We start from the raw sequence: 21,199 nt of genomic DNA, 5'->3' as shown, positions 1-21,199 counted from the left end.
CTGTTCTAGCCGCGCAGCTTATCGTCTACCGCAACGGCAAGGTCGGCGAGATCAAAGTAGTCGTACTTTTCAGCGAATGCCTTTAGCGGACGAACCACTGTGCGCAACTTTCGCATAAACGACTTACTCGTCTCGGCCTGGTACCCGTCGAGGTTCTTCACGAAGTTCGTAAACTGCGACTGCACGACCGCGTTCACCTTTGCGGCGGCTTCATCGATATCAGTCACGCGGTAAATCTCATCGCGCAGCACATCGAGGAAGTCGCGCACCATCGCGAACAGGAGCGCTTCAACGTATTCTTCAGAGGGCATCGACAGTGCGCTGTAAGCGGCAATATCAAATATCGAGAATGTCGCATCTGCGAACTGAGCGAATTCACTGCGCAGCTGGTCAAGGCGGATTCCGCGAGCGAGCGCCTTACCGAGAGTGCTCTCCTCAAACGACTCGATGCGCATCAGTTCGCGTTCTTTCGCGCTCTTACGTGAGACCGCCGCCAAGATGTCATCTACCGCCACGGGGTTAATCGTTAGCGCATCAACAACTTCATAGAACTGGTCACAAGGGGTGCCGTTCGACACGACAAAGTCCTCGTCACGGCTGTTCGATGACTCGTAGCGGTACACACGATTGCTGCCGGCAGCCGCGTCAGTCCAATCGATCCTCCGGTAGGCGAGACCAAGAACAAGGGCACGGTGAATTCGTTGCAGTTGCTGCGTCTGGTTCGTGTCATCGAGATCCGGCAGCTCAGAAATTGAGTGCCAGCGACGATCTACATGTGGGGTAATGACCTTGGTTTCACCGACCGTCGGCTTAATCCCTGACACCAGGTTGTAGTAAGCGGTGAAATACTCCCCGGCCCCGCGGTGATCCGTCTCTTCGGTCCGCTCGGGCGCAAACTTCGACAAATCGCGCGCGCGAATGCCATAGATCGCGTTGTAGAAGAGGATTTCCTGACTGCTAATCTCACGATCCTGTTCGCCCCCATAATTACCGAGATGCTCCGAGATCAAACTCTTACGTCGGGGATCGGCCTCACCCTCGATGTCAGGGTTATACGCGCAGGCAACAATCGGGTGTCGCTCTTCTCCTAGCGGCTGTTCGATAAACGGTGCCGCAAGCTTCTTCGCCTTCTCGATCTCGTTGACCACGTAGTGCCGTGCATTGTCTTCAGCGGAATCGTGGAACAAGACGCGATACTCGCGCTCAAGCGCTTGGATGATATCCATCTTGATGTGTTCGCCGTAGCTACCCATCACCTGATTCGAGAAGTAACCAAGGATGGTCTGGTTGTAGAGATCTTTAAAGAACCCCTCATCCTTTTCATCCGTGAGCATATGGTAGGCCCGAACACGGTTATAGATGTTTTCAGATAGCTTCGAATCGAGTGAAGAAACTCGCCCCTGATAGGGCATCGACTCATACAGGCTGTCGAGGCACTTCGACGATGCCAACACGTAACGTGTTGTGGAGCCGTTGAGGTCGTCAAACTTTGTGCGCTCTTGCTCAATTCGCGAGTGCAGCCGTTTCAGATTACCGTCGAGCGAAACAAAGAACCGTTCGAAGGACTCCGTGAGGCCGCTCACGTACTCCATGGCGTCGCCCAAAACTGCCTGGTACACGATCTGCTGACCGTACTTTTCAGTGTTCGAGAGGTACTTGTAGAAGTCCTCGACCATCTCTCGCTTTTCTTTGCCGGGCTTCTTCGTGAGTTTTTCCTTGAAGGACAACTTACGTGTGGCAAACATGTCGGCGTCTTCGATTTCTTCGGTCGAAGGATCGTCAAAGTGTTGTTCTTCGAAGTCACGGAAATAGTTGCGGCTCGTCTCAATCTCTGACTCAAGACGCGTCTTTTCGAGCACCAGCATTCGCGCAGTCTGGTACAAGAAGTATCGAGCCGAGACCGGGTGAATAAATGTGCTGGTGATGCGATCACGCAGATAGGTTTCGAGCCGGTGCGAGTCGCGCTGCTGCGTTACCGCGACATTGTCGGCTTTGAACAGGGTGTATCCGAGAACACCCGCCTGCTCTTCTGCATTTCGCTCAACCTTCAACAGGTGGCGCTCGAGGTCATCAAACAGCGCTGCATACGGCACGTTCTCGACCTCACGGTCGAGCCCTTGAATGTTGCCCTTGATCGCGAGGGCCGAGTCTTCGTGGCCTAGGCTTGCGCCTTCATTCTCGACGAAGGACTTGAGGTTACCAATGTACGTCTCCCACTGATTACCGGTAACGCTGATGCGTTCTTCATCAAACGTGAGGCACTGTTCCTTGACCGCCCGCGCAAACGGCTCTTTTGCATCAGCTGCGCTGTCGACAGACTTAATGAACGTCTCGCCGCGATCAAGGTCACGGACCCTGATTCCTTGTTCACGCTGTTTCGTGTGCCCCGCAAGCATGTCCTTGAACGTGTTGTCGAACTGGAGCCACTGGTTCGAGAGTGCCTCGTTTGCCCAACGCAATCCGGTCACATCGCGCAGGTGCTGCCAGGGGTAAACGAGCCGTGAGGCTCCGGCGCCGGCGTAGCGATTGCGGCCGTCATTCTTGATGACCTCTCGCAGCACGTTGTCTTCACGCGAGTTCGACTTCTTCGACATCGGGCCAATTGACTGCGTGTAAATGCAGGTTGCCGCATGGTCGAGGTACGAGGCGAACGAATCGAGACTGCCACCGTCTTTATTGTTCGCGTCGAACAGGAAGCAGAAGTCGTAGGGCATGCCAGTGACTTCCTCAACGCCCTCTGCACCCATGCGCGGAAACTCGAATTTAAGGTTGCGATACTGCTCAGTGAGCGTGTTGTCGCCCTTCATCAGAAACGCATCCAGCTCACGCACCGCCGCGTAGGCATTGACTTGAAGGTTTTGCTGTTCTTCCGACCCAGGGATCACCTTGTAGAAGACGTCTGGCTGGACAAAGAACCCTCGGGTGATGGCCTTAGCCTTGGGGAACTTGGCCTTCAGGTAGTTCGTGAGGTACATCGCAACCGACAAAATAATGCCGGATCCGGTGCCACCCGCGAGCGAGCTCGTGATGATCACCCGTAGCGACTGCTCTTCCTGGTCTTTGTCAATGCGGAACAGTTGCTCGATCGCCTGATGGAGCGCAGTGAGTTTGCCGCCCTTGAGCGTGGTGTCGAATGCGAGCCGTGAGATCGCCCGCACCTGAGCCGCGCCCTCCGTCAACGTCTTACGATTCATCATCTCGTTGACGGGGAACCAGTTGTCACGGGCATTCGTGTTGATCCCGAGATACTCGCCAACAGTATTGCGCGTCGACGTTTGCACCGTGAAGATCTCAGGGCTCTCCTGGCGGATCCGTCCCAGGTCATTGATATCCGTATCAAAGACCACGAAGGCGATGCGGTCAGACTGCCCTGTCTCAGACTCCTTTACCTTCTGGTAAACGCGCTCGACAATCTTTGAACCTGTGCCGCCAAGGCCAAGGATCAAGGTGGGTGCGATGGGCATTTCATGTCCTTTCGGAACGGTTGGCGCCGGAGCGCGATGAAAATGAGATGCGCGATACTGCGCAACAAACAGTGAAGAGAGCGGTACTAGCGTCGTCCGCTGCTGCGGGATTGACTGAGTTGCATGTCGTAGCTTCCCTCAGCCGTCGTCACGATGATGCTGCTACTGCCCCGGAGCGGCCGAACCTTTTCCGTGGTTTTCGTGAGCAGTTCCCCATCGAACGACACGCGTCCTGATCGCGCGAGAGAGGTCCAATTCTTCACTTCGAACCGGCCTCCGCCGACGGCTTTGATTTTGAGAGCGGGGATGCCGCGTACCGATGCCGGGGGCCGGATCGACCCTGTTTCAGCGGTGTATGGGATCAACAGCTTGCCGCGGTTCTTCTCAAAGCGTGCATCAAACTGTGCGCGCTTACCGCCCAGCGCTTTGGGGCGATAGTCCACCAACGGGCGCTGCCGCAACTTCTTTGGCAGACGACGACGGAACACATACCCGAGGCACCAAATAATCAGTAGGAGGAGTAGGAGCATCCACCAGCCGACCTGCCAGAACCAGTTCGAGATCCTGTCCCAAAGCGCCAGATCGTCAGTGACCTCAATGGTCGATTTGAACGTGGACTCATTGAGCTGCTCATCGTACACATGCGAGGCTTCTACGGTGATGGGAAGCGTTCCCGTTACGGCCGCGTACACGTCTCCCCCGGGGGCGCGTGGCACGAGAAAGACTTGCCCCGGCTTATCGCCCACCGCGATCTCAAACTCAATGTCAGGTTCTGACGACGTCGCTGTGAACGAGTCTGCGGTGAACGATGCCCACTCCTCGGCGCCGAACTCTATCGTCTTGCCGTTCTCCTGAATCGCATAGTGCAGCTCAACAGCATCGTCAGGGAGTTTCAGGTCATTTAACGTACTGACGGGAAAAGCTTTCTCGCCCATTTCAAACTTCGTTGGTTTGGCGGGCCGCAAAACCTTGAGATCGATGACCGCTTCTGAGGTCTTGCCCCCCAGGTACTCGGCCTTCACCGAGAATTGTGCATCGCCCCGGGCGAGCGCCACAGTGTCACCAGGCGTCAGCATCTCAGCGGTGATCTCGCCATTCTGCGTGACCTTGGCGGAGTACTGGATGTCGCCAAAGAGTTCTGACTCGATGAAATTGCAGCTAGCATCCATGAATCCGTAATTTACGGTGTAGTCGCCGCCCACAATCTTGTCTGCGTCGACTCGCTCGCCCTCGGAGTCCTGGAGCTCGATGCCGAACGCGGCGTGCGGGGTGTAGAACACGTCAACCGTTTGCGCGCCCTTGATGTCGATGACACTTGAGCCAGACGGTACATCCGCGAAGCTCGCGAGTGTGCCGCGCAGTTCTTTATTGGGTACTGCAGGCACGAGAGAACCACCCACGCTCGCGTCAGAATTCTCTGCCCAGGCAACCTCTACCGCGGAACCCGGCTTGATCGTCTCACCGCCAACGGAAAGTTCACCAATTTTGACGTCCTCGCCCTGTGCGAATACCAGGAGCTGGTCCATATCTACGTCGGGGTTCGTGTGCCCCGGAGTGGACTGCGGCAATACACTGCGTGCGAAGATGCGGTTCGAGAACTCGGTCATTTTGCCGACCAGGTCGGCGGTCTCTGGAGCACGATCGAAATGAACTCCCGCTACGGGGTTATCCGTAAGTTGCGGGGCCTCATGTCCGATCGCGAGGAATGCGACTTGGAGTCGGCTTACTTCGTTCGTGTTCTCGGACGCAAATCGCAGCAAATCAGATTCGACATCTTTCGTTGCGCGATCATTGAACTCCCCGTCCGAGAGGATGACGAGCCATTTGTCCGGTGCTGCGCTGATCGCCAGATCTGCAACCGCGGTTGTGACAGGAGCGTATGGCGTGCCGCCGCCCTGTAGCTGCATTTGATGAATCTTGGCGACGCGGTCGCTCGTTGATTCTTTGCCTTTCATTGACACCAAGGGGCCCGCTGTGGCCCCGTCCCGAAAGTCACTCATGCGGTAGACGTTTAGCGTGTCGTCTCCGCCCATCATCGCGGCAAACACCTCGAGTGAGTACTTCGCGTTCGACCATCGGTCCAGCGACGAGCTCCCGTCATAGAACATGGAGCCCGAATCGTCCAGCACGAGGTTGACCTGTCGCGGCTGCTCAGGTTGAGCATTGATGCCGGTCGAGCACGCGTTAGGATCCGGCTTTTCGAGCTTCACGGCGGGCATTGCCGCAGCCGAAGAAGCCGCCCCAACCGGGGTGATCCCAGATACTGCAATTGTGCACAGAAACAATGCACTCAGCACCTTGCTGCTGAGACTTCTCGCTTTCAGTCCTCGCGAAACCAACTAGACCCCCTTTGTTGTCACCGCAACATCTCATCCAGCGGCCACAACAAGGTCCACCTTTTGAGATCAGTGTATGAATGCGATTGACTCGATGTCAACTCACAGCGAATACACATCCGGCATTAATCTACACAGAGAGCTTTTCAAGGCCCACGACTGCAGAAATTGGCAGCAAAGGGCCCCTCAGCCGAAGAAATTCGTGGCCTCCGCACGCAAAGCCCGGCCGTTTCGTCATCAACCAGAACAACCCTTCCCCTGAGTTCACCACTAGACTCGACTGGTGAGCATCTATGGCGACCTGAGCAAGAATCCAGGAGTTCTTCGAGTCCTTTTTTCGCAGCTCATGGCGCGATTCCCATTTGGGATGCTCTCGATTATTCTGCTGCTGCACATTCAGTTGGCGTACGGCGACTACACGTCGGCCGGTCTCGTGCTCGCGACGCAGAGCGTGGGGCAGGCCATTTCTGGCCCACTCAGCAGCCGGTTCATGGGGCGCTGGGGCATGCGCCCTGTACTCTCCGCGACTTCGATCCTGTGTGCGCTCCTGCTGGCCGTCATCGCCCTCACTCAGCTGCCCTTGATATTCGTGGCGGTCCTCGCGTTCGGTGTTGGCATCGCCACCCCTCCCGTCACCCCCGCAGTGCGCACCATGTACCCCAAGCTCGTTCCGGGAAACCAGCTGTCGGCACTGTTCTCGCTTGACGCTGCCGCTCAGGAGCTCATCTGGGTGCTCGGCCCCGTCGTCGCGGTCTTCGTATCTTCGCAGTTCGGCACCACGGTGGGCCTGCTCGTAGCGGCGGGCATCATGGTCTTCGGTGGCGCCTGGTTCATCATGAGCCCCACGCTGGGCACCCTCACGCTTCCGCCATCGCGGCGCAGGTTTGGTGCCGTGCTGCGCTACCCCACGGTCGTCATCTCCACGGTCATCGGGTTCTTCTTCGTCGCGTCGTTCGCCGCAATCGAGACGGGAGTCGTCGCCGCCTTTCGCGGCCCCACGGGCGAAGATCAGGGCAGCATGGAGTCGGGCATCGTGCTCGCGCTCTTTGCCGGCGGCTCATTGGTGGGCGGCCTGCTCATTGGTCACCGCGACATGCGGCCGTGGTCGTTGGCTTTACGGATGACGATCGTGCTCGCGGGCACGCTCGCTTGCCTTGTCAGCCTGAATATATGGTGGCTCGGCACCGTGCTGTTCCTCGGCGGCATCGGCACCGCTCCCGCGTTCGCAGCAATTTCTAACATCGTCAGTGCTTCGGTGCGCTTCTCAGAGACGGCCGAGGCATTTGGCTGGGTCGGCACGGGGCAGCTTGTTGGCGTCGCCATCGGATCGGCGCTGGGCGGCATTTCGATTGATGCGGCTGGCCCCCACGGCGCGATTATGGTGTCGGCTGCGATGCTCATGTGCGGCACCATCTGCGCGCTCGCTACGATGCGCTGGATCCCAGATCTCAAGGGCCGAATCATCGAGCCTCAGGCTGATACGGGGACGCTGACGATCCCGCTGCCCTAACCGTCCCACCCGGTCACGATTTGGCGACGGATCTGGGCTCCTAGTTGCTCGTCGCCGTATGGTGTGAGCATGCACCGGATCAGCTTCGCTCCACTAGCGGTCGCCGCCGCGCTCGCGCTTAGTCTGCTTTCGGGGTGCGCTGCCGGATCAGGCGACGCCTCGGGATCAGACGGCTCGAGTAGCACCTCGACCGATCTGGGTGAGACGCTCGATAGCGCCAGTTCCGGCGGCGCTGAACCCTTCGCGCAGGAGCCAAAGCCCATGTCTCCCGAGGTCACTGCCGAGCAGCAGGTCGTCAAAACGGGTGAAGTCACACTCCAAGCCAATAATCCTGAGTCGGCCGCAACCGAGGTGACGAAGGTCGTGCAGGGCCTTGGTGGCTCAGTTGAATCGTTGTCGGTGTATCAAGCATCGGCTGATGCCCCCGCTGGGGCAAGCCTGACTGTCCGAATTCCATCCGCCAAGCTCGACGAGGCCTTCAAACAGTTCGGCACCGCTGGTGAGATCGTGTCACAATCCCGCTCAACCCAGGACGTGACCACCGAGTACGTTGACTTAGAAGCTCGCATCAAGGCGCTTGAAACCTCAGTCAAGCGGCTCAACGACCTCATGAGCGGCGCCGCGACAACGTCAGAGCTCATCGAGGCAGAGGCCGCGCTTACCCAGCGCCAACAGGAGCTTGATGGCCTCCGTGCGCAGTTCAAGGCCTTAGACGGACAGGTGACCGAGGCCACGATCTGGGTCTCGATCACTGCCCCGAGTGTGCTCCCTGGCGGCGGGCCTGGCACGTTCTGGGAAGGGCTCATTGCGGGGTTCAATTCTCTGGGTACTGCCGGCGCAGGGGCGCTCGTCGTCCTCGGCATCGCCCTCCCCTGGCTCGTGATTGCGGCGGCCGTTGCCGCCGCAATCACGGCTATCGTGCGGGTGCGTCGTGCCCGAAGAGCACGCGCTGCGCGGCCCGTCGACCAGACTCCAGCGCCGCTGTGACGGTCGCCGGATCGTCTTGCCAGGTGGCTTCCCCGGCAAGTTGTAACACGCCACCGATGGGCGTTGCGAGTATCGTGTGGGCCTCGGGCGGGGTGCCCGGCTTCGCAAACGCGTACGACCCTTGGGCCCACGGGTCATCGCGCCACCGGGTAATCCTGGCGGACTCCGGATCCGGAACAGCGGCCCCATAGATCTCACGCAGTGAGCTCATGACGGACGCGACGATTTCATCGTCGCTCCAGTCCCTAGTGGCGCGGGCCGCGGGGCCAGCGGCGAACGTGAGCAGCGTGGGCGTGCCCACGGCCTGTGTGAGGTCGTACCAGGAGTGCCACCATTGGGCCGCGCTCCCCTGACGCTTGATCGCGTACACACCATCGTCCCAGAACGGGGCGTCGAAGCGCAGAAACACCTTCTCGAACTCGTTCATGGCGAAGCCCTCGAGGGCCCGTGCAACCGGCTCGGGCAGGGCGGGGGCGAACTCAATCTGACCGGACTGCAGCACGCCGACCGGTGCGGTTACAATCACATGGTCCGCGGTAAATACGGTCTCGCCTGCAGCGACCGCGACACCGCCGCCGCTCCAGGCGATGCGGTTCACGGGCGTCTCTAGCCGCACATCGAGCCCCGCGGCCAGTGCCCGCGGCAGCGCGTCATAGCCGTCAGGGAACACGACCTCGTCCCCCTCGATCTGGTCATCGTCGAGGCCGTGCGCATCGAGGTCATCCCACCACGCGCCGTACTGCTCCTCAGCTCGGTGCCGATGGTACTCGAGCACGCGCTCAGCACGATCCTCATCCCAGCTCCGGTTGGCTACGAAGCTCGCGACCGCGGACTGCACGGCATCCGCATATGAGGCCCCCTCGGGCGCGCGCGCGATCGCGCGCTCGAGCTCCGGATCCAGCGCGGCCACATCGGCGATAAAACCGTCGGCTGCTACTGCCGAGAGGCGCTCATTGCCTGGCCCAAAGTAAACCATTGGGCGGCCTCCGGCCTGAAAGCTCCCTACGGTAAATTCGGCTTCCCTCATGCCGAGGGCGCGGGTAGCGTCGTGCAGCGAGCTGTCATCAATGCCGTGAATCCAAGAGGCGCCCACGTCGGTGGTGTGCCCGCCGACGCGTTCGGTGTGCACGCGGCCACCGACGCGGCCTCGTGCCTCCAGCACGACGACCCGCTTCCCGGCCCGGGTGAGGTCGGACGCGGCGGCGAGGCCCGAGACGCCCGCGCCAATAACCAAAACGTCGTAGTCGTTCGGTTTACTCATCGGGCACCAGCACAGGCGTGTCGCGGTTCAGGCTCTCGCCGCGGAAGAACGGGCGCGAGCCGGGACGCAGCCACCACACGGCCATCAGCACGAAGCCAAGCAGAATCGCCCCGACCCCGATCACGAATGCGCCACCAATGCCGAAGATTACGGTGTAGCCGTAGTCGACGTTGATCATGTCGATCGCCGACTGCACGAATGCGTAGCTGAGCATGAGGCCGCCCAGACCGGGCAGGATGCCGCGTAGCCACAGGTTACGAGCACTGTCACGCAGGGTGTCACGGAAGTACCAGACGCAGCCGAACGAGGTGATGGCGTAGTACAGTGCGACGGCGAGCCCCATTGAGGTGAGCGAGTCGGCGAGCATGTCTTCCGACAGGATCGACATACCGACGTAGTACACGATCGACGCGATGCCCATGACCGTGGTCGAGAACCACGGGGTCTTGAACCGGGGGTGCAGCTCGGCGAACTTCGCGGGCAGCGCACGGTAGACGGCCATCGACAGGGTACCGCGTGCGGTGGGAAGAATGGTCGTCTGCGTGGAGGATGCCGCAGAGAGCATCACACCGAGAATCAAAAACCAGCCCCAGGGGCCGAAGAGCGCCCCGCTGAGCACGGTGAAGACGTCGTCAAGGTTGGCCTCGTTGGTAAGCCCGAATCCGGTGTCTCCGAAGCCCGCGAACATCATGACCGCTACCGAGATACCGACGTACAGCACGATGAGAATGACGATGCTCAGCAGCGCAGCCCGGCCCGGCGTCTTACGCGGGTTCTTGGTCTCCTCGTTCAGCGCGAGGCAGCTATCCCATCCCCAGTAGATGAAGAGTGCGAGGAGTACCGCCTGCATGAAGCCCGACCAGGAGGTTAGTTCTGCGGGGTTGAACCAGTTCCAATCAAACGCGATCGAACCCGGGTTCGTTCCATCTGCGACCTGCATCAACGCGAGCACACCAAATGCGAGCATGGCGGCGAGCTGAATGACCATCAGCACCATCTGCATCCGCTCACCGATCTGCACGCCAACGGTGCTGATGAAGGTCATGAGAGCCATAAACAGGACGGAGGTGATGATCACGATGACGCGGTTGTTCGCGAACTCTTCGTTGCCGATCAAGAGCCAGAAATACTGACCGGTAATCTCGCCCACGTTTGCGAGCACCATGACGCCCGCGACGGCCACTGCCCAGCCGCCGATCCACCCGGTCACGGGCCCGAACGCTTTCGCACCCCACACGAACGTGGTGCCACAGTCAGGCATCTCACGGTTCAGCTCCTGGTAGGCCAGCGCCGCGAAGATCATTGGCACGCACGCGACAATGAACACGAGCGGTGCCTGAGCACCGACCGCAACGATGACGTAGCCGAGCGTAGCCGCGAGGGAATACAGCGGCGCGGTCGAGGCGAGCCCGATGACGGTCGAACCGACAACCCCGAGGGCTCCCTGATTGAGACCTTTGCCCACGTGAATGTGGCCCGTCTCTGTTGCGTTGGGCAGAGTAAGTTTCGTCATTGGCACTTCTTTTCCGGCGGCGTCGCCGATTTCGTCTCGTAGCTGTAGGAGGCGGCTTCATTGCGTCCTACACAATGTCATTCTCGCAGACATTGACGTTGACATTTGCCTCTTTAAGCCTCCAGCTGCGGATTTCGTTGCAAACCACGAATGTTGCACAGGAATTCGAAGCTGTGATGTAGCAGATACACGAAAAAATGCGGCGATGCGAGGTAGTGCCCAGGATGCGGGTGTGGGAGACTATGCAGTGTCATCTACCCGATCGACGTTACTAAGGAGTAAGTCAGATGAGCACGTTTGCCGTCATTAACCCGGCCACGGGCGAGACTGTTGCCGAGTACCCCGACGCAACCGCAGCCGACATCGAGGCATCGCTTGCCTCGGCACACAAGGCATACAAGGAGTGGGCTCGCAAGACCAGCGTTGCCGAGCGTGCCGCGCTCGCTAAGCGCGCAGCAGAGCTGTTCGACGAGCGCAAGGACGAGCTCGGCGCCATCATCAACCGCGAGATGGGCAAGCCCCTCGAGCAGGCAATCGGTGAAGCCGAGTTCTCGGGCGCCATCACTGCTGCATTCGCAGACAACGCCGAGAAGTGGCTCGCAGACGAGGTACTCGAGGTCGAAGACGGCCTCAAGACCTTCGTGCGCCACCAGGGCACGGGCGTCATCCTCGGCATTATGCCGTGGAACTACCCCTACTACCAGGTCGCACGCTTCGCAGTGCCTAACCTGATTCTGGGCAACACGATCGTCCTCAAGCACGCAGCACAGTGCCCCGAGTCGGCACTCGCCCTCGAGCAGCTGTTCCTCGACGCAGGCTTCCCCGAGGGTGCCTACGTCAACGTGTTCGCCACGCACGACCAGATCGCCGACATCATTGCCGACGACCGCATCCAGGGCATCTCGCTGACCGGCTCGGAGCGCGCAGGCGCCATTGTTGCCGAGCAGGCAGGCCGCGCACTCAAGAAGTGCGTGCTGGAGCTCGGTGGCTCGGACGTCTTCCTCGTGCTCGACACCAACGATCTCGACCACGCGGTCGAGCACGCAGTTGGCGGCCGCATGGAGAACACCGGCCAGGCATGCAACGGCTCGAAGCGCATCGTCGTCATGGACAAGTACTTCGATGAGTTCGCTGAGAAGTTCAAGGCAGCTATTGCTGGCCAGTCGTACGAGGCGGGCGACTTCGGTCCCATGTCGTCGGAGGCAGCCACCAAGAACCTCACCGCACAGGTGCAGGGCGCCATCGATCAGGGTGCAGACATTGCCGTGGGCAACAACGCCCCCGAGGGCAACGTCTTCACCCCCACGGTGATCACCAACATCACCCCTGAGATGGACGTCTACAGCCAGGAGCTGTTCGGCCCCGTCGCGCAGCTGTACAAGGTATCGAGCGACGAAGAGGCGATTGAACTCGCTAACTCTTCGCCCTACGGCCTCGGCTCGGTTGTGATCTGTGACGACCTCGAGCGTGCCGAGGAAATCGGCAACCAGCTCGACGTCGGCATGGTCTTCATCGGTGGCGCAGGCCTCGAGGGTGCTGACGTGCCCTTCGGTGGCGTCAAGAAGTCGGGCTACGGCCGCGAGCTCGGCAAGGGCGGCATGCTGGAGTTCGCCAACAAGAAGCTTTTCCGCTTCGCTGGCTAAGTTCTAGCTCCGCTTCAACAGCTCAGGCCCCAGGATCTTGAGATCCTGGGGCCTGAGCTGTTTGATCCGGGTCGAAACCCGGCCGCGCAGCCTACGCCTGCGGCAGGAACGAACGCCCCAGCAGCTCGGCGAGCTCCTCGGTGTCGTCGAGACCGAAGATGCCGGCCACGTAGTGGTCGGGGCGCACGACAATCACTGCGCCGTCGCGGCTTACCCCGCGCTCGTCGAAGATGTCATTACCCGGGATCGCGGCGTAGATCTTCTCGTAGTCCGTGAGGCCGAAGGGTCCCGAGGCCGGCAAAAACAGCTTCGACGCACGCGAGATGTCGACGTCGTGGTGCGGCTGCTGGTGCACGGCCTTAACGTCGAACACGCTGTCGAGATCGGCACCCGCGGGTGTGAAACGGCGCACAGGGGCGTCGTCGCGCAGCATCCACTCGGCCCACTGCGCCAGCTTCTCGCCGCTCGCGTCGGCGAACGCGTACACGCGGTAACGGCCGTCGGCTCGGTGGTGGTGACCCAAGTGCACGGTGACGGCGTCGGCAACGCGTACTGTCTCCACGGACTTGAAACGCTTGCCGATCGGGAACCCGGGCGCGAGCGCCTGCTGCGACCCTGCCGCCGTGAGCATTGATTCGGTGTACTCCGTCATGAACCCGGCGGGGAACTCGGCCGTCTGCAGGTAGAAGTCCTCAAGCTCCGAGGGCGAGTCAAACTCCTCGGGCTTCTTCGCCATGAGCGATGACCACTCGTGATCGAAGTCGATGAGGTTCTTCGAGGTCACCCAGCGCTCGTCGGAATAGGTCTCGAGCAGCGATTCCGGGCTGCGGCCCTCGAGCACGTACCCCAGCTTCCAGCCCAGGTTCCAGCCGTCCTGCATCGACACATTCATGCCCTGCCCGGCCTTTGCGCTGTGCGTATGGCACGCATCGCCCATCAGAAAGACGCGCGGCTTGCCATCGGGTGAGGTCGCAGCGTCATCGAAGCGATCCGTGAGCCGGTGAGCAACCTCGTACACGCTGTGCCAGGGCACGTCGCGCACATCGACCGAGTAGGGGTGCATAATCTTGTTCGCCTGCGCGACAACGTCCTCGAGTGGCGTCTTGCGAACTCGACCGCCATCACCCTCGTTGACCTCACCAAGGTCAACGTAAATGCGGCACAGATGGTTACCCTCGCGCGGAATGTGCAGAATGCTGCCCGCCTCGGAGTGAATGATGCACTTCTTGCGAATGTCGGGGAAGTCGGTGACTGCAAGCACGTCCATCACGCCCCAGGCATGCAGAGACGTCGAGCCCGAGAGCGACCCACCGATGGACCGGCGCACGCTGGAGCGCGCGCCGTCGGCACCGACGACGTACTTGGCGCGAACGACACGGGTTTCCCCCGCCGTGGCTGCCTCGGCGGCGGCATTGATGCCGGCGCCGCTGTGTCCGCTGACGTGACGCAGCGTGACCTCGACCGGGTACTCACCCTCGCCCACCTTCAGATCGACGAACTCGTATCCGTAGTCGACCTTGCCGCGTGCGGGTGCTCGGGTCGCGTACTCGGCGAAGTAGTCGATGACGCGCGCCTGGTTGACGATGAGGTGCGGAAACTCGCTGATGCCCTTGGCATCATCGGGGGTGATGGACGAGCGCACGATGGAGTTACGGTCGTTCGGGTCGGGAGTCCAGAATACGGTTTCAGTGATCTGGTAGGCCTCCTGGATGATCTGCGGTGCAAAGCCAAATGCCTGAAAGGTCTCAACACTGCGAGCCTGAATGCCATCGGCCTGACCGAGCACGAGCCGCCCATCGCGCCGTTCAACGATGCGCGTGACGACCCCGGGAAACTGCGCGAGTTGGGCCGCAGCAACGATGCCCGCGGGGCCCGAGCCGACGATCAACACATCAATCTCGTCGGGCAGCTCTTCGGGCCGATCAAGCCCGACGCCCGCGGCGGGAAGCACCCGCGGGTCACCCGAGACATATCCGTGATGGTGAAACTGCACTGTAACTCCTCGTAAGCATCGTTGCCAATTGTTCACATAGTGAATAAGCTTTATGAATATCGCACACTGATCATACGCCTTTTCTAATACCACCTCAATCAACTCGTCGCATGCCCGAGAATGGAACCATGACCTCCACGTACCAGGCCGCCACGCAGGCCCCTCCCGCTGGCTCGCAAACCCTGGCGCGCGGGCTTCGGGCCCTCGAAATCCTGGGCGACGCAAAGCAGCCGATCTCAATTGCCCAGCTCGCGGAGCAGCTTGGGGTGCACCGCTCGAACGCATACCGGCTCCTGCGCACTCTCGAGGAACACCGTTTTGCCCTGCGCGACGACGCGGGCCTGATCCGACTCGGACCGCGCATGGCTGCCCTCGCCCGCGGCGTGGCACCGGGCCTCATGACCTCAGCCACCCCCGAACTCACTCGGCTCGCTCAGCAAACCGGCATGACCGCGTTTCTCACCGTGCTCGACGGCGAAGACATCATCACCCTCACGTCGGTCGAGCCGGTCGGTGTGGCCGCCGCGATTGCCCGGCGCCCCGGCGACCGGCACGCGTGGAACCTCGGAGCCCCGGGTCACGCGATCGAAGCATCACTCGGCCCCGCCGAACGCATCTCCCTGCTGGGGTTGTCAGCATCCACCCCCGAGTCCATCATTGCGGCCGAGTGCGGTTACGCAATCAGCGAGAGCGAAGTCATCGATGGCGTCACCTCGATTGCGGTGCCCCTTCGCGTGGCCGGGGAGGCTCCCGCAGCCATCGCGGTCGTGCACTTCCGAATGCCGGATCAACTGTCCGGGGTTGTGGCCGAGCTGCAGCAAACGGCCGAGCGCGTAGCCCGCAACTACCGCTAGCACCGGGCCACTCGCGCTGGCCCTGGGGACCGCCGGACTGTACTGATCGACCAGCCACTCGACCGTTTCAGCGTTTATTTGTTATGTCGAGAACAAAACCTCTTCACACAACCGATATGCTTTCACTGTCCAGCCCGGTCACCATTCGGCCCGGCCGGCAAGGCGCTCGAAAAAGGGGCGCTGCTGCCGGGTGCGCCATCGTCGCCCCTCCCGGCGAGACATACACGGTCACCCTTCACCTCGCTTATTTCGCGAAAGGCACTGTGATGTCCCTCGATACCTCCACGTCACCCCTTCCCACTTCGGAACCATCTTCGGCTCCAGCGGTGACGCTCACCCGCGCGCTGGCTCGCGCCCTTGCAGTGCACGCCTCGGCAAGCTTCGGCCTGATGGGCAACGGTAACGCCCATCTCATCGAAGACCTCGCCGCCGAGGGCGTCAGCTTCACGGCAGTGCGCCACGAAGCCGGCACCGTCGCAGCGGCCGATGCCTACACTCGCGTGTGCGGCAAGATCGCCATCGCAACCACGACGTACGGTGCCGGGTTCACCAATACCCTCACCGCTCTCGCCGAGGCCGCCCAGGCCCGCACCCCCATGCTCGTCGTCGTCGGCGATGCCCCCAGCACGGGCCTTCGCCCGTGGGACGTCGATCAGGAGATGCTTGCGGCAGCCATGGGCGTGCGCACCCACTCGCTCTCGGTGACCAATATCGAGCGCACGGTCGAGCGCGCTGCCTCGTACGCCGCTCGGCTGCGTCGCCCAGTGGTGCTCGCGATTCCGTATGACATCGTAAGCGCCACGGCGGTACCACCGGTCGCCCCTGCACCCAAGCCCGAGGGCATCGACCTGTCGGATCCCGAAGTGCTCGCGGCTCTCACCGCTTCGGTGGCGCAGCAGGAGCCCGCCCCCTCGGCCGACACCCTCGCCCCGGTCAACGCCGCCCTGGCACACCAGATCGAGTCCGCGGCCCACCTGCTCATGGATGCGGAACGGCCGCTCATTATTGCGGGCCACGGCGCCCACCTCTCGGGGGCGAGTGCGCAATTGGGGGCGCTTGCAGGTTGCCTCGGCGCGCTCACGTCGACGACCGCCCTCGGCCGCGGCATCTTCCCGAACGGCCAGTACGATCTCGGCATCACGGGCGGGTTTGGCCAGGCCGCCGCAATGGAGATCGTGGCGCAGGCCGACGTGGTCGTCGTGGTCGGCGCGAGCCTCAACCAGTTCACCATGCGGTTCGGGGATCTCCTGGGCCCGGGCACCACCGTGATCCGGATCGACACTGAACAGGTCTCAGCGCCGAAGACCAAGCAGCCCATCACGCATCAACTACTGCAGGGCGATGCCCGAGAAATCGTGGCATCGCTGGCGCACGTGATCGAGCGCGATCGGGCACGCGCCCAGTTGGAGCATGAACGGCACGGGGACTGGGCGCTCCCGCGCGGCACGACCCCGTGGCGCGAGACAATCACTGGGCTCGAGCCTGGCGGCGCACTCCGCGTGCGCGACGGCGGCGCCGAGATCTGCGCCGACGGCCGCCTCGACCCGCGCGCCGTGGCCCAGCGCATCGGCGAGATGTTGCCGCAGGACCGACATGTGACCTCCGACGGCGGGCACTTTCTGGGATGGGCCAACATGTATTGGCCGGTCGCGTCGCCCGAGCGTATGGTGATGGTGGGAACGGCGTTCCAGACGATCGGGCTCGGGTTCTCGACCGTAGCCGGTGTTGCGACCGCCGCACCGGGCACCACGACGGTGCTCACCACCGGAGACGGTGGCGGGCTGATGGCGCTTGCAGATCTCGAGACCGCCATCCGCACCTCCGCCAGCAGCGTGATCGTGGTCTGGAATGACGCCGCCTACGGCGCCGAAGTGCACCTGTATGGCGAAATGGGGCTCGATCAGGGCCCCATGCTGATCCCCGATGTCGACTTTGCGGGGGTCGCCTCGGCGCTGGGAGCGCAGGGCGTGCGCGTCTCGCAGCTCTCCGACCTCGACGCGCTTGCCTCGTGGGTGACGAGCGGCGCACGTGGCACGATCCTGCTCGATTGCCGGGTCTCGCGGAGCGTGGTCGCCGAGTATCAGCGCGAGATTCAGCGCGTCAACGGGCTCAACGTCTAGGCCCGCCTATCGTTCACGGTTCGGCCGTTGCCTCAACGCGTGGGGCAACGGCCGTACCTCGTGTTGCCTCACGCGCGAGCGTAGAATGAGCGCACGATCACCCGCGGGAGCAGCAATGACGCAGCCCCCTCGCTCAGGTGATGCGCTGATCGCGGGAGCAACCCATGCAGCAAGATCTCATCATCACCGCGTACCTCGTGATCATGGGCGGGCTCATCGTCACCGTTGAGGTGTTGTTTCTGCGCGACCAGTTTTGGGCTCGTCTCGCCACGAACATATCGATCGTTGCGGTCTTCGCTCTGATCTACTTCTTCGTGCTGCGCCACGCCCTCAAGTAGCTGAGTGCGGCCGCGGTCAGGCGGCGCGCGCCCCCGCGAGGCCCCGTGCCAGGCGAGCGAACGCACGCACGGCACGATCCGGATCCAGTGCCCCGGCGGCCACTTCGGTCGCGGCCTCGCGCAGCGCCCCTACGAGCAACAGCGCGATCACCTCGGCGTCAATGTCGCTTTCCACGTCACCGCGAGCGGCGGCGAGTTCGAACGCGTCACGGATCATCTCGACGCTTGCCCCCGATCCGATGCCGCGCTCGTCCCCCACCGAGATCAATGCGGGGCCAGACACGTTGTAGAAGTGGCCGACGCGTTCGTCGCTGGCGAGCTCGAACATCGCCTGCGCGAGCGCCGAGAGCTGCCCCTCCCACCCAGACTCGACCGAAAGCGCGGCGCGCGTCCGCGCGACGAGGTCGTGGCCGAGCTGCGCATACGCCGCCCGCAGCAGTTCGTCGCGCCCGCCCGGGAAGTAGGCGTACACCGTGCCGCGCGAGATTCCCGAGGCCGCAGACACCTGATCGATAGTGGCACCGGCTACCCCATCTTCACCGATCACGGCCAGCACGGCTGCCACGAGATCGGCGCGGGTCTGCTGCTGGCGGCGCTGTCGCAGGCTCGTGGGGGCGGGGGCTTGCTCGGTCATGCTCACCAGTCTAGGAGCAATAGCTCCCGCTTGTGTACGTGAAATATAATTCCTATACTCTGCGTATAGGTTTATGTTTGCGGTCGTGCTCCCACGCAATCGCACGCCCCCTCGAAAGGATGCCAACGGTGGCTATCGATTCCCCACAAGACTTGCGCGACCCGGCTGATTCAACTGATGCTGTGCTGAGCCTCGCCGACGCTACCGAGCTCGCGCGGGAGGCCCTCGGCCAGTTCGGGTTCGCCCCCACGGCCGAACTCACCCTGCTCAAGCAGCGCGAGAACGTCGTGTTTGCGCTGCGCCACGGCGACAGCGACTATGTGTTGCGCGTGCACCGCCAGGGGTACCACAGCGATGCCGAGCTGGCCTGCGAGCTCGACTTCGTGCGGGCGCTACAGGTCGAGGGCGTCGCGGTGCCCAATTTTGTGGAGGCACCCGACGGGCGCGGGTTTTGCGTGGTCGGTGACAGCCACCAGGCCGGCCGCCACCAGGTTGACCTGCAGCGCCTCATCGCGAACCTCGGAAACTTTGGCGATGAACGCACGGGCGTCGCCGGCACCGCAGCGCTCGAGCCGGGCGAGTTCGAGGCGCTGGGCCGTCTCATCGCTCAGGTCCACGACGCCACGGAGCGCTCGGGCTACGAGATGGTCGTACCCCGCGACGACTGGGATCTCGATGGCCTCGTCGGAGAGACCCCCGCCTGGGGCGACCCATTGCGCCTCACCGAGCTTGCGGGGAGCGACCGCGCCGCCGTTGTTACCGCTATCTCCCGCATCCGCGACGTGCTCGGTGCCTATGGCACACCCACCGGCCGCTTCGGCGCGATCCACGCCGACCTCACTCCCGAGAATGTCCTGCGCACCGACGGCGGGCTCGTGCTCATCGACTTCGACGACTTCGCGGCCGGGTGGCACCTGTTCGATCTCGCCACGGCGCTCTACTTCTACACCCCGCATCCCCGGTACGCCGAGTACCGCGCGGCCCTCTTCGCCGGGTACGAATCGGTACGCCCGCTCGACCCCGCGGACCACACCGCGTTCCCGGCCATGCTGCTCGCGCGCGGCCTGACCTACCTGGGCTGGGCCGCAGATCGCCGCGGCGAGCCCACCGCCGAATGGCACGCCGTCACCGTGCTACCCCACGTGGTGCAGCTCGCCCGCGAACTCGTTCAGTAACCCTCCACACGCTTCGACAGGAACCCGCGCACACATGAACACGACTCCCGCCACCGCCGCCCTCATTGAGCGCCGCAATCGCACGATCGGCCCCTACTCCCCCCTGTTCTACAACGAACCGCTGCAGTTTGTCTCGGCGAAGGGCGTGTGGTTTACCGAGGCTTCGGGCGACCGCTACCTCGATGGCTACAACAACGTGCCGCACGTCGGCCACTGCAACGATCGGGTCGTGCGCGCGCTCGCTGAGCAGGCGGCAACGCTCAACATCCACACGCGGTACCTCAACAACCGCGTCGTCGATTATTCCGAACGCCTTCTCGCCACGTTCAGGCCCGAGCTCGACCGGGTACTGTTTGGCAATTCGGGATCTGAGGCCAACGAACTCGCGATCCGGATCGCACGCCAGCTCACGGGCAGCACCGGCATGATCGTTTCTGATTACAGCTACCACGGCACCACAATCACGCTCGCCGAAATGACCACGGGCCTCACGACACGCGAGCCGCTCGGTGCTCACGTGCGCACACTCCGGATCCCGGATCTCGATACCGACCCGCGCCCCGCGGCGGAGGTCCTCGCCACCACGCTTGCCGAACTTGATGCCGCGATCGCCTCGCTGCAGGAGGCGGGCTTCGGTCTCGCGGCATGCCTGTTCGACCCGCTGTTCTCGACCGAGGGCATGCCGCGCGTGCCCGCGGGCCTCGTCGCCGGCATCGCAGGGCGGGTGCGGCGCGCTGGCGGAATGGTCATCGCCGACGAAGTGCAGAGTGGGTTTGGTCGCACTGGCAGCCACATGTGGGGCCACGACTATGCGGGGCTCGACCCCGATCTCGTCACGATGGGCAAGCCCATGGGCAACGGCCACCCCATGTCGGCGGTGGTCACCAGTGAACGCGTGCTCAACGACTTCGGCTCCCGCAATGAGTACTTCAACACGTTTGCGGGCAACCCGGTCTCCGCCGCGGTGGGCGAGGCTGTGCTCACCGAAATGGCCGAAGAGGGCCTCATGGATCGCGCGAGCCAGCTCGGCGCTGCGGCCCTGGCGCGTTTTCAGGAATTCGCGGGATCCCATGAGTTCGTGCGCGCCGCGAAGGGCACCGGGCTGTTCCTCGGGCTCGACTTTGCCATCGACGGCACTCCCGCTCCCCAGATCGCGAAGCAGGTGGTCGAGTCCATGAAGTCCAAGAAGGTGCTCATCTCACGCATCGGGCGCGACGAGAGTGTCCTTAAGGTGCGACCGCCCCTCGCATTCAGCGGCGCCGAGCTACCGATCCTGCTCGACGCGCTCGAATCTGCACTTCAAGAGGTTTCGGTGTAGTCTCTCGGCATCGGCTGCGATAATTGTCAATGCCACTGATTCCGAAGACGCAA

General features: G+C 62.4%; 14 protein-coding genes. 8 read left to right on the top strand and 6 right to left on the bottom strand.

The features are described from left to right. Positions 1-5: 5 nt before the first annotated feature. Entirely contained in the window at positions 6-3,464 is a 3,459-nt protein-coding gene (locus C795_RS0109760) for a tubulin-like doman-containing protein (protein WP_017793572.1), read from the bottom strand. An 86-nt stretch (positions 3,465-3,550) separates the two neighbouring features. Next, positions 3,551-5,683 carry a vWA domain-containing protein gene (locus tag C795_RS0109755; protein ID WP_017793571.1) on the bottom strand — a complete coding sequence of 711 codons (2,133 nt, stop codon included), beginning with the start codon at positions 5,681-5,683 and terminating at the stop codon, positions 3,551-3,553. A gap of 400 nt (positions 5,684-6,083) precedes the next feature. Between C795_RS0109755 and C795_RS0109750 the strand changes: the two genes are divergently transcribed. Together C795_RS0109750 and C795_RS15725 are read left to right on the top strand one after the other, a co-directional pair. Next, a complete protein-coding gene (locus C795_RS0109750; protein WP_033349507.1) occupies positions 6,084-7,310 on the top strand; it encodes an MFS transporter in 1,227 nt (408 codons plus the stop codon). A 69-nt stretch (positions 7,311-7,379) separates the two neighbouring features. Further along, positions 7,380-8,297: a DUF4349 domain-containing protein gene (locus C795_RS15725; protein WP_017793569.1), complete on the top strand. Its 918-nt coding sequence runs from the start codon at positions 7,380-7,382 to the stop codon at positions 8,295-8,297. Here the strand turns inward: C795_RS15725 and C795_RS0109740 are convergent. Then, positions 8,224-9,558, bottom strand: a complete 1,335-nt coding sequence (locus tag C795_RS0109740) for a flavin monoamine oxidase family protein (protein WP_026139586.1) — start codon at positions 9,556-9,558, stop codon at positions 8,224-8,226. The two genes, C795_RS15725 and C795_RS0109740, sit on opposite strands and share 74 nt — an antisense overlap. Next, complete coding sequence (locus C795_RS0109735) at positions 9,551-11,071, bottom strand: APC family permease (RefSeq protein WP_017793567.1); 1,521 nt, start codon at positions 11,069-11,071, stop codon at positions 9,551-9,553. The genes C795_RS0109740 and C795_RS0109735 overlap by 8 nt, the downstream gene beginning before the upstream one ends. Before the next feature lie 287 nt (positions 11,072-11,358). Between C795_RS0109735 and C795_RS0109730 the strand changes: the two genes are divergently transcribed. Continuing rightward, positions 11,359-12,714 carry an NAD-dependent succinate-semialdehyde dehydrogenase gene (locus C795_RS0109730; RefSeq protein WP_017793566.1) on the top strand — a complete coding sequence of 452 codons (1,356 nt, stop codon included), beginning with the start codon at positions 11,359-11,361 and terminating at the stop codon, positions 12,712-12,714. Between the two features lie 91 nt (positions 12,715-12,805). Here the strand turns inward: C795_RS0109730 and C795_RS0109725 are convergent, their stop codons facing one another. After that, complete coding sequence (locus C795_RS0109725) at positions 12,806-14,707, bottom strand: FAD-dependent monooxygenase (RefSeq protein ID WP_017793565.1); 1,902 nt, start codon at positions 14,705-14,707, stop codon at positions 12,806-12,808. 128 nt (positions 14,708-14,835) lie between these two features. Here C795_RS0109725 and C795_RS0109720 point away from each other — a divergent pair, with 128 nt between their 5' ends. From C795_RS0109720 to C795_RS17230, 3 genes are all read left to right on the top strand, one after another. Continuing rightward, on the top strand, positions 14,836-15,561 hold the full coding sequence (locus tag C795_RS0109720) for an IclR family transcriptional regulator (RefSeq protein WP_017793564.1): 726 nt from the start codon (positions 14,836-14,838) through the stop codon (positions 15,559-15,561). A gap of 326 nt (positions 15,562-15,887) precedes the next feature. Beyond that, on the top strand, positions 15,888-17,681 hold the full coding sequence (locus C795_RS0109715) for a thiamine pyrophosphate-binding protein (protein WP_017793563.1): 1,794 nt from the start codon (positions 15,888-15,890) through the stop codon (positions 17,679-17,681). A 164-nt stretch (positions 17,682-17,845) separates the two neighbouring features. After that, complete coding sequence (locus C795_RS17230) at positions 17,846-18,019, top strand: hypothetical protein (RefSeq protein WP_017793562.1); 174 nt, start codon at positions 17,846-17,848, stop codon at positions 18,017-18,019. A gap of 16 nt (positions 18,020-18,035) precedes the next feature. Here the strand turns inward: C795_RS17230 and C795_RS0109705 are convergent, their stop codons facing one another. Beyond that, positions 18,036-18,653: a TetR/AcrR family transcriptional regulator gene (locus C795_RS0109705; protein WP_017793561.1), complete on the bottom strand. Its 618-nt coding sequence runs from the start codon at positions 18,651-18,653 to the stop codon at positions 18,036-18,038. A 128-nt stretch (positions 18,654-18,781) separates the two neighbouring features. On the opposite strand from C795_RS0109705, the gene C795_RS0109700 reads away from it, so the two are divergent. Further along, positions 18,782-19,828 (top strand): phosphotransferase enzyme family protein, encoded by a 1,047-nt coding sequence (locus C795_RS0109700; protein WP_017793560.1) that lies wholly within the window; start codon positions 18,782-18,784, stop codon positions 19,826-19,828. Positions 19,829-19,862: 34 nt separating this feature from the next. Further along, positions 19,863-21,146, top strand: coding sequence for an aspartate aminotransferase family protein (locus C795_RS0109695; RefSeq protein WP_017793559.1), 1,284 nt, complete (start codon positions 19,863-19,865; stop codon positions 21,144-21,146). The last annotated feature ends 53 nt before the right edge of the window (positions 21,147-21,199 follow it).

It is taken from the genome of Leucobacter salsicius M1-8 (assembly GCF_000350525.1).
Taxonomy (GTDB): domain Bacteria; phylum Actinomycetota; class Actinomycetes; order Actinomycetales; family Microbacteriaceae; genus Leucobacter; species Leucobacter salsicius.
The sequence above is the reverse complement of the archived record's forward strand: the minus strand, read 5'-3'. Positions and strand labels throughout refer to the sequence as shown.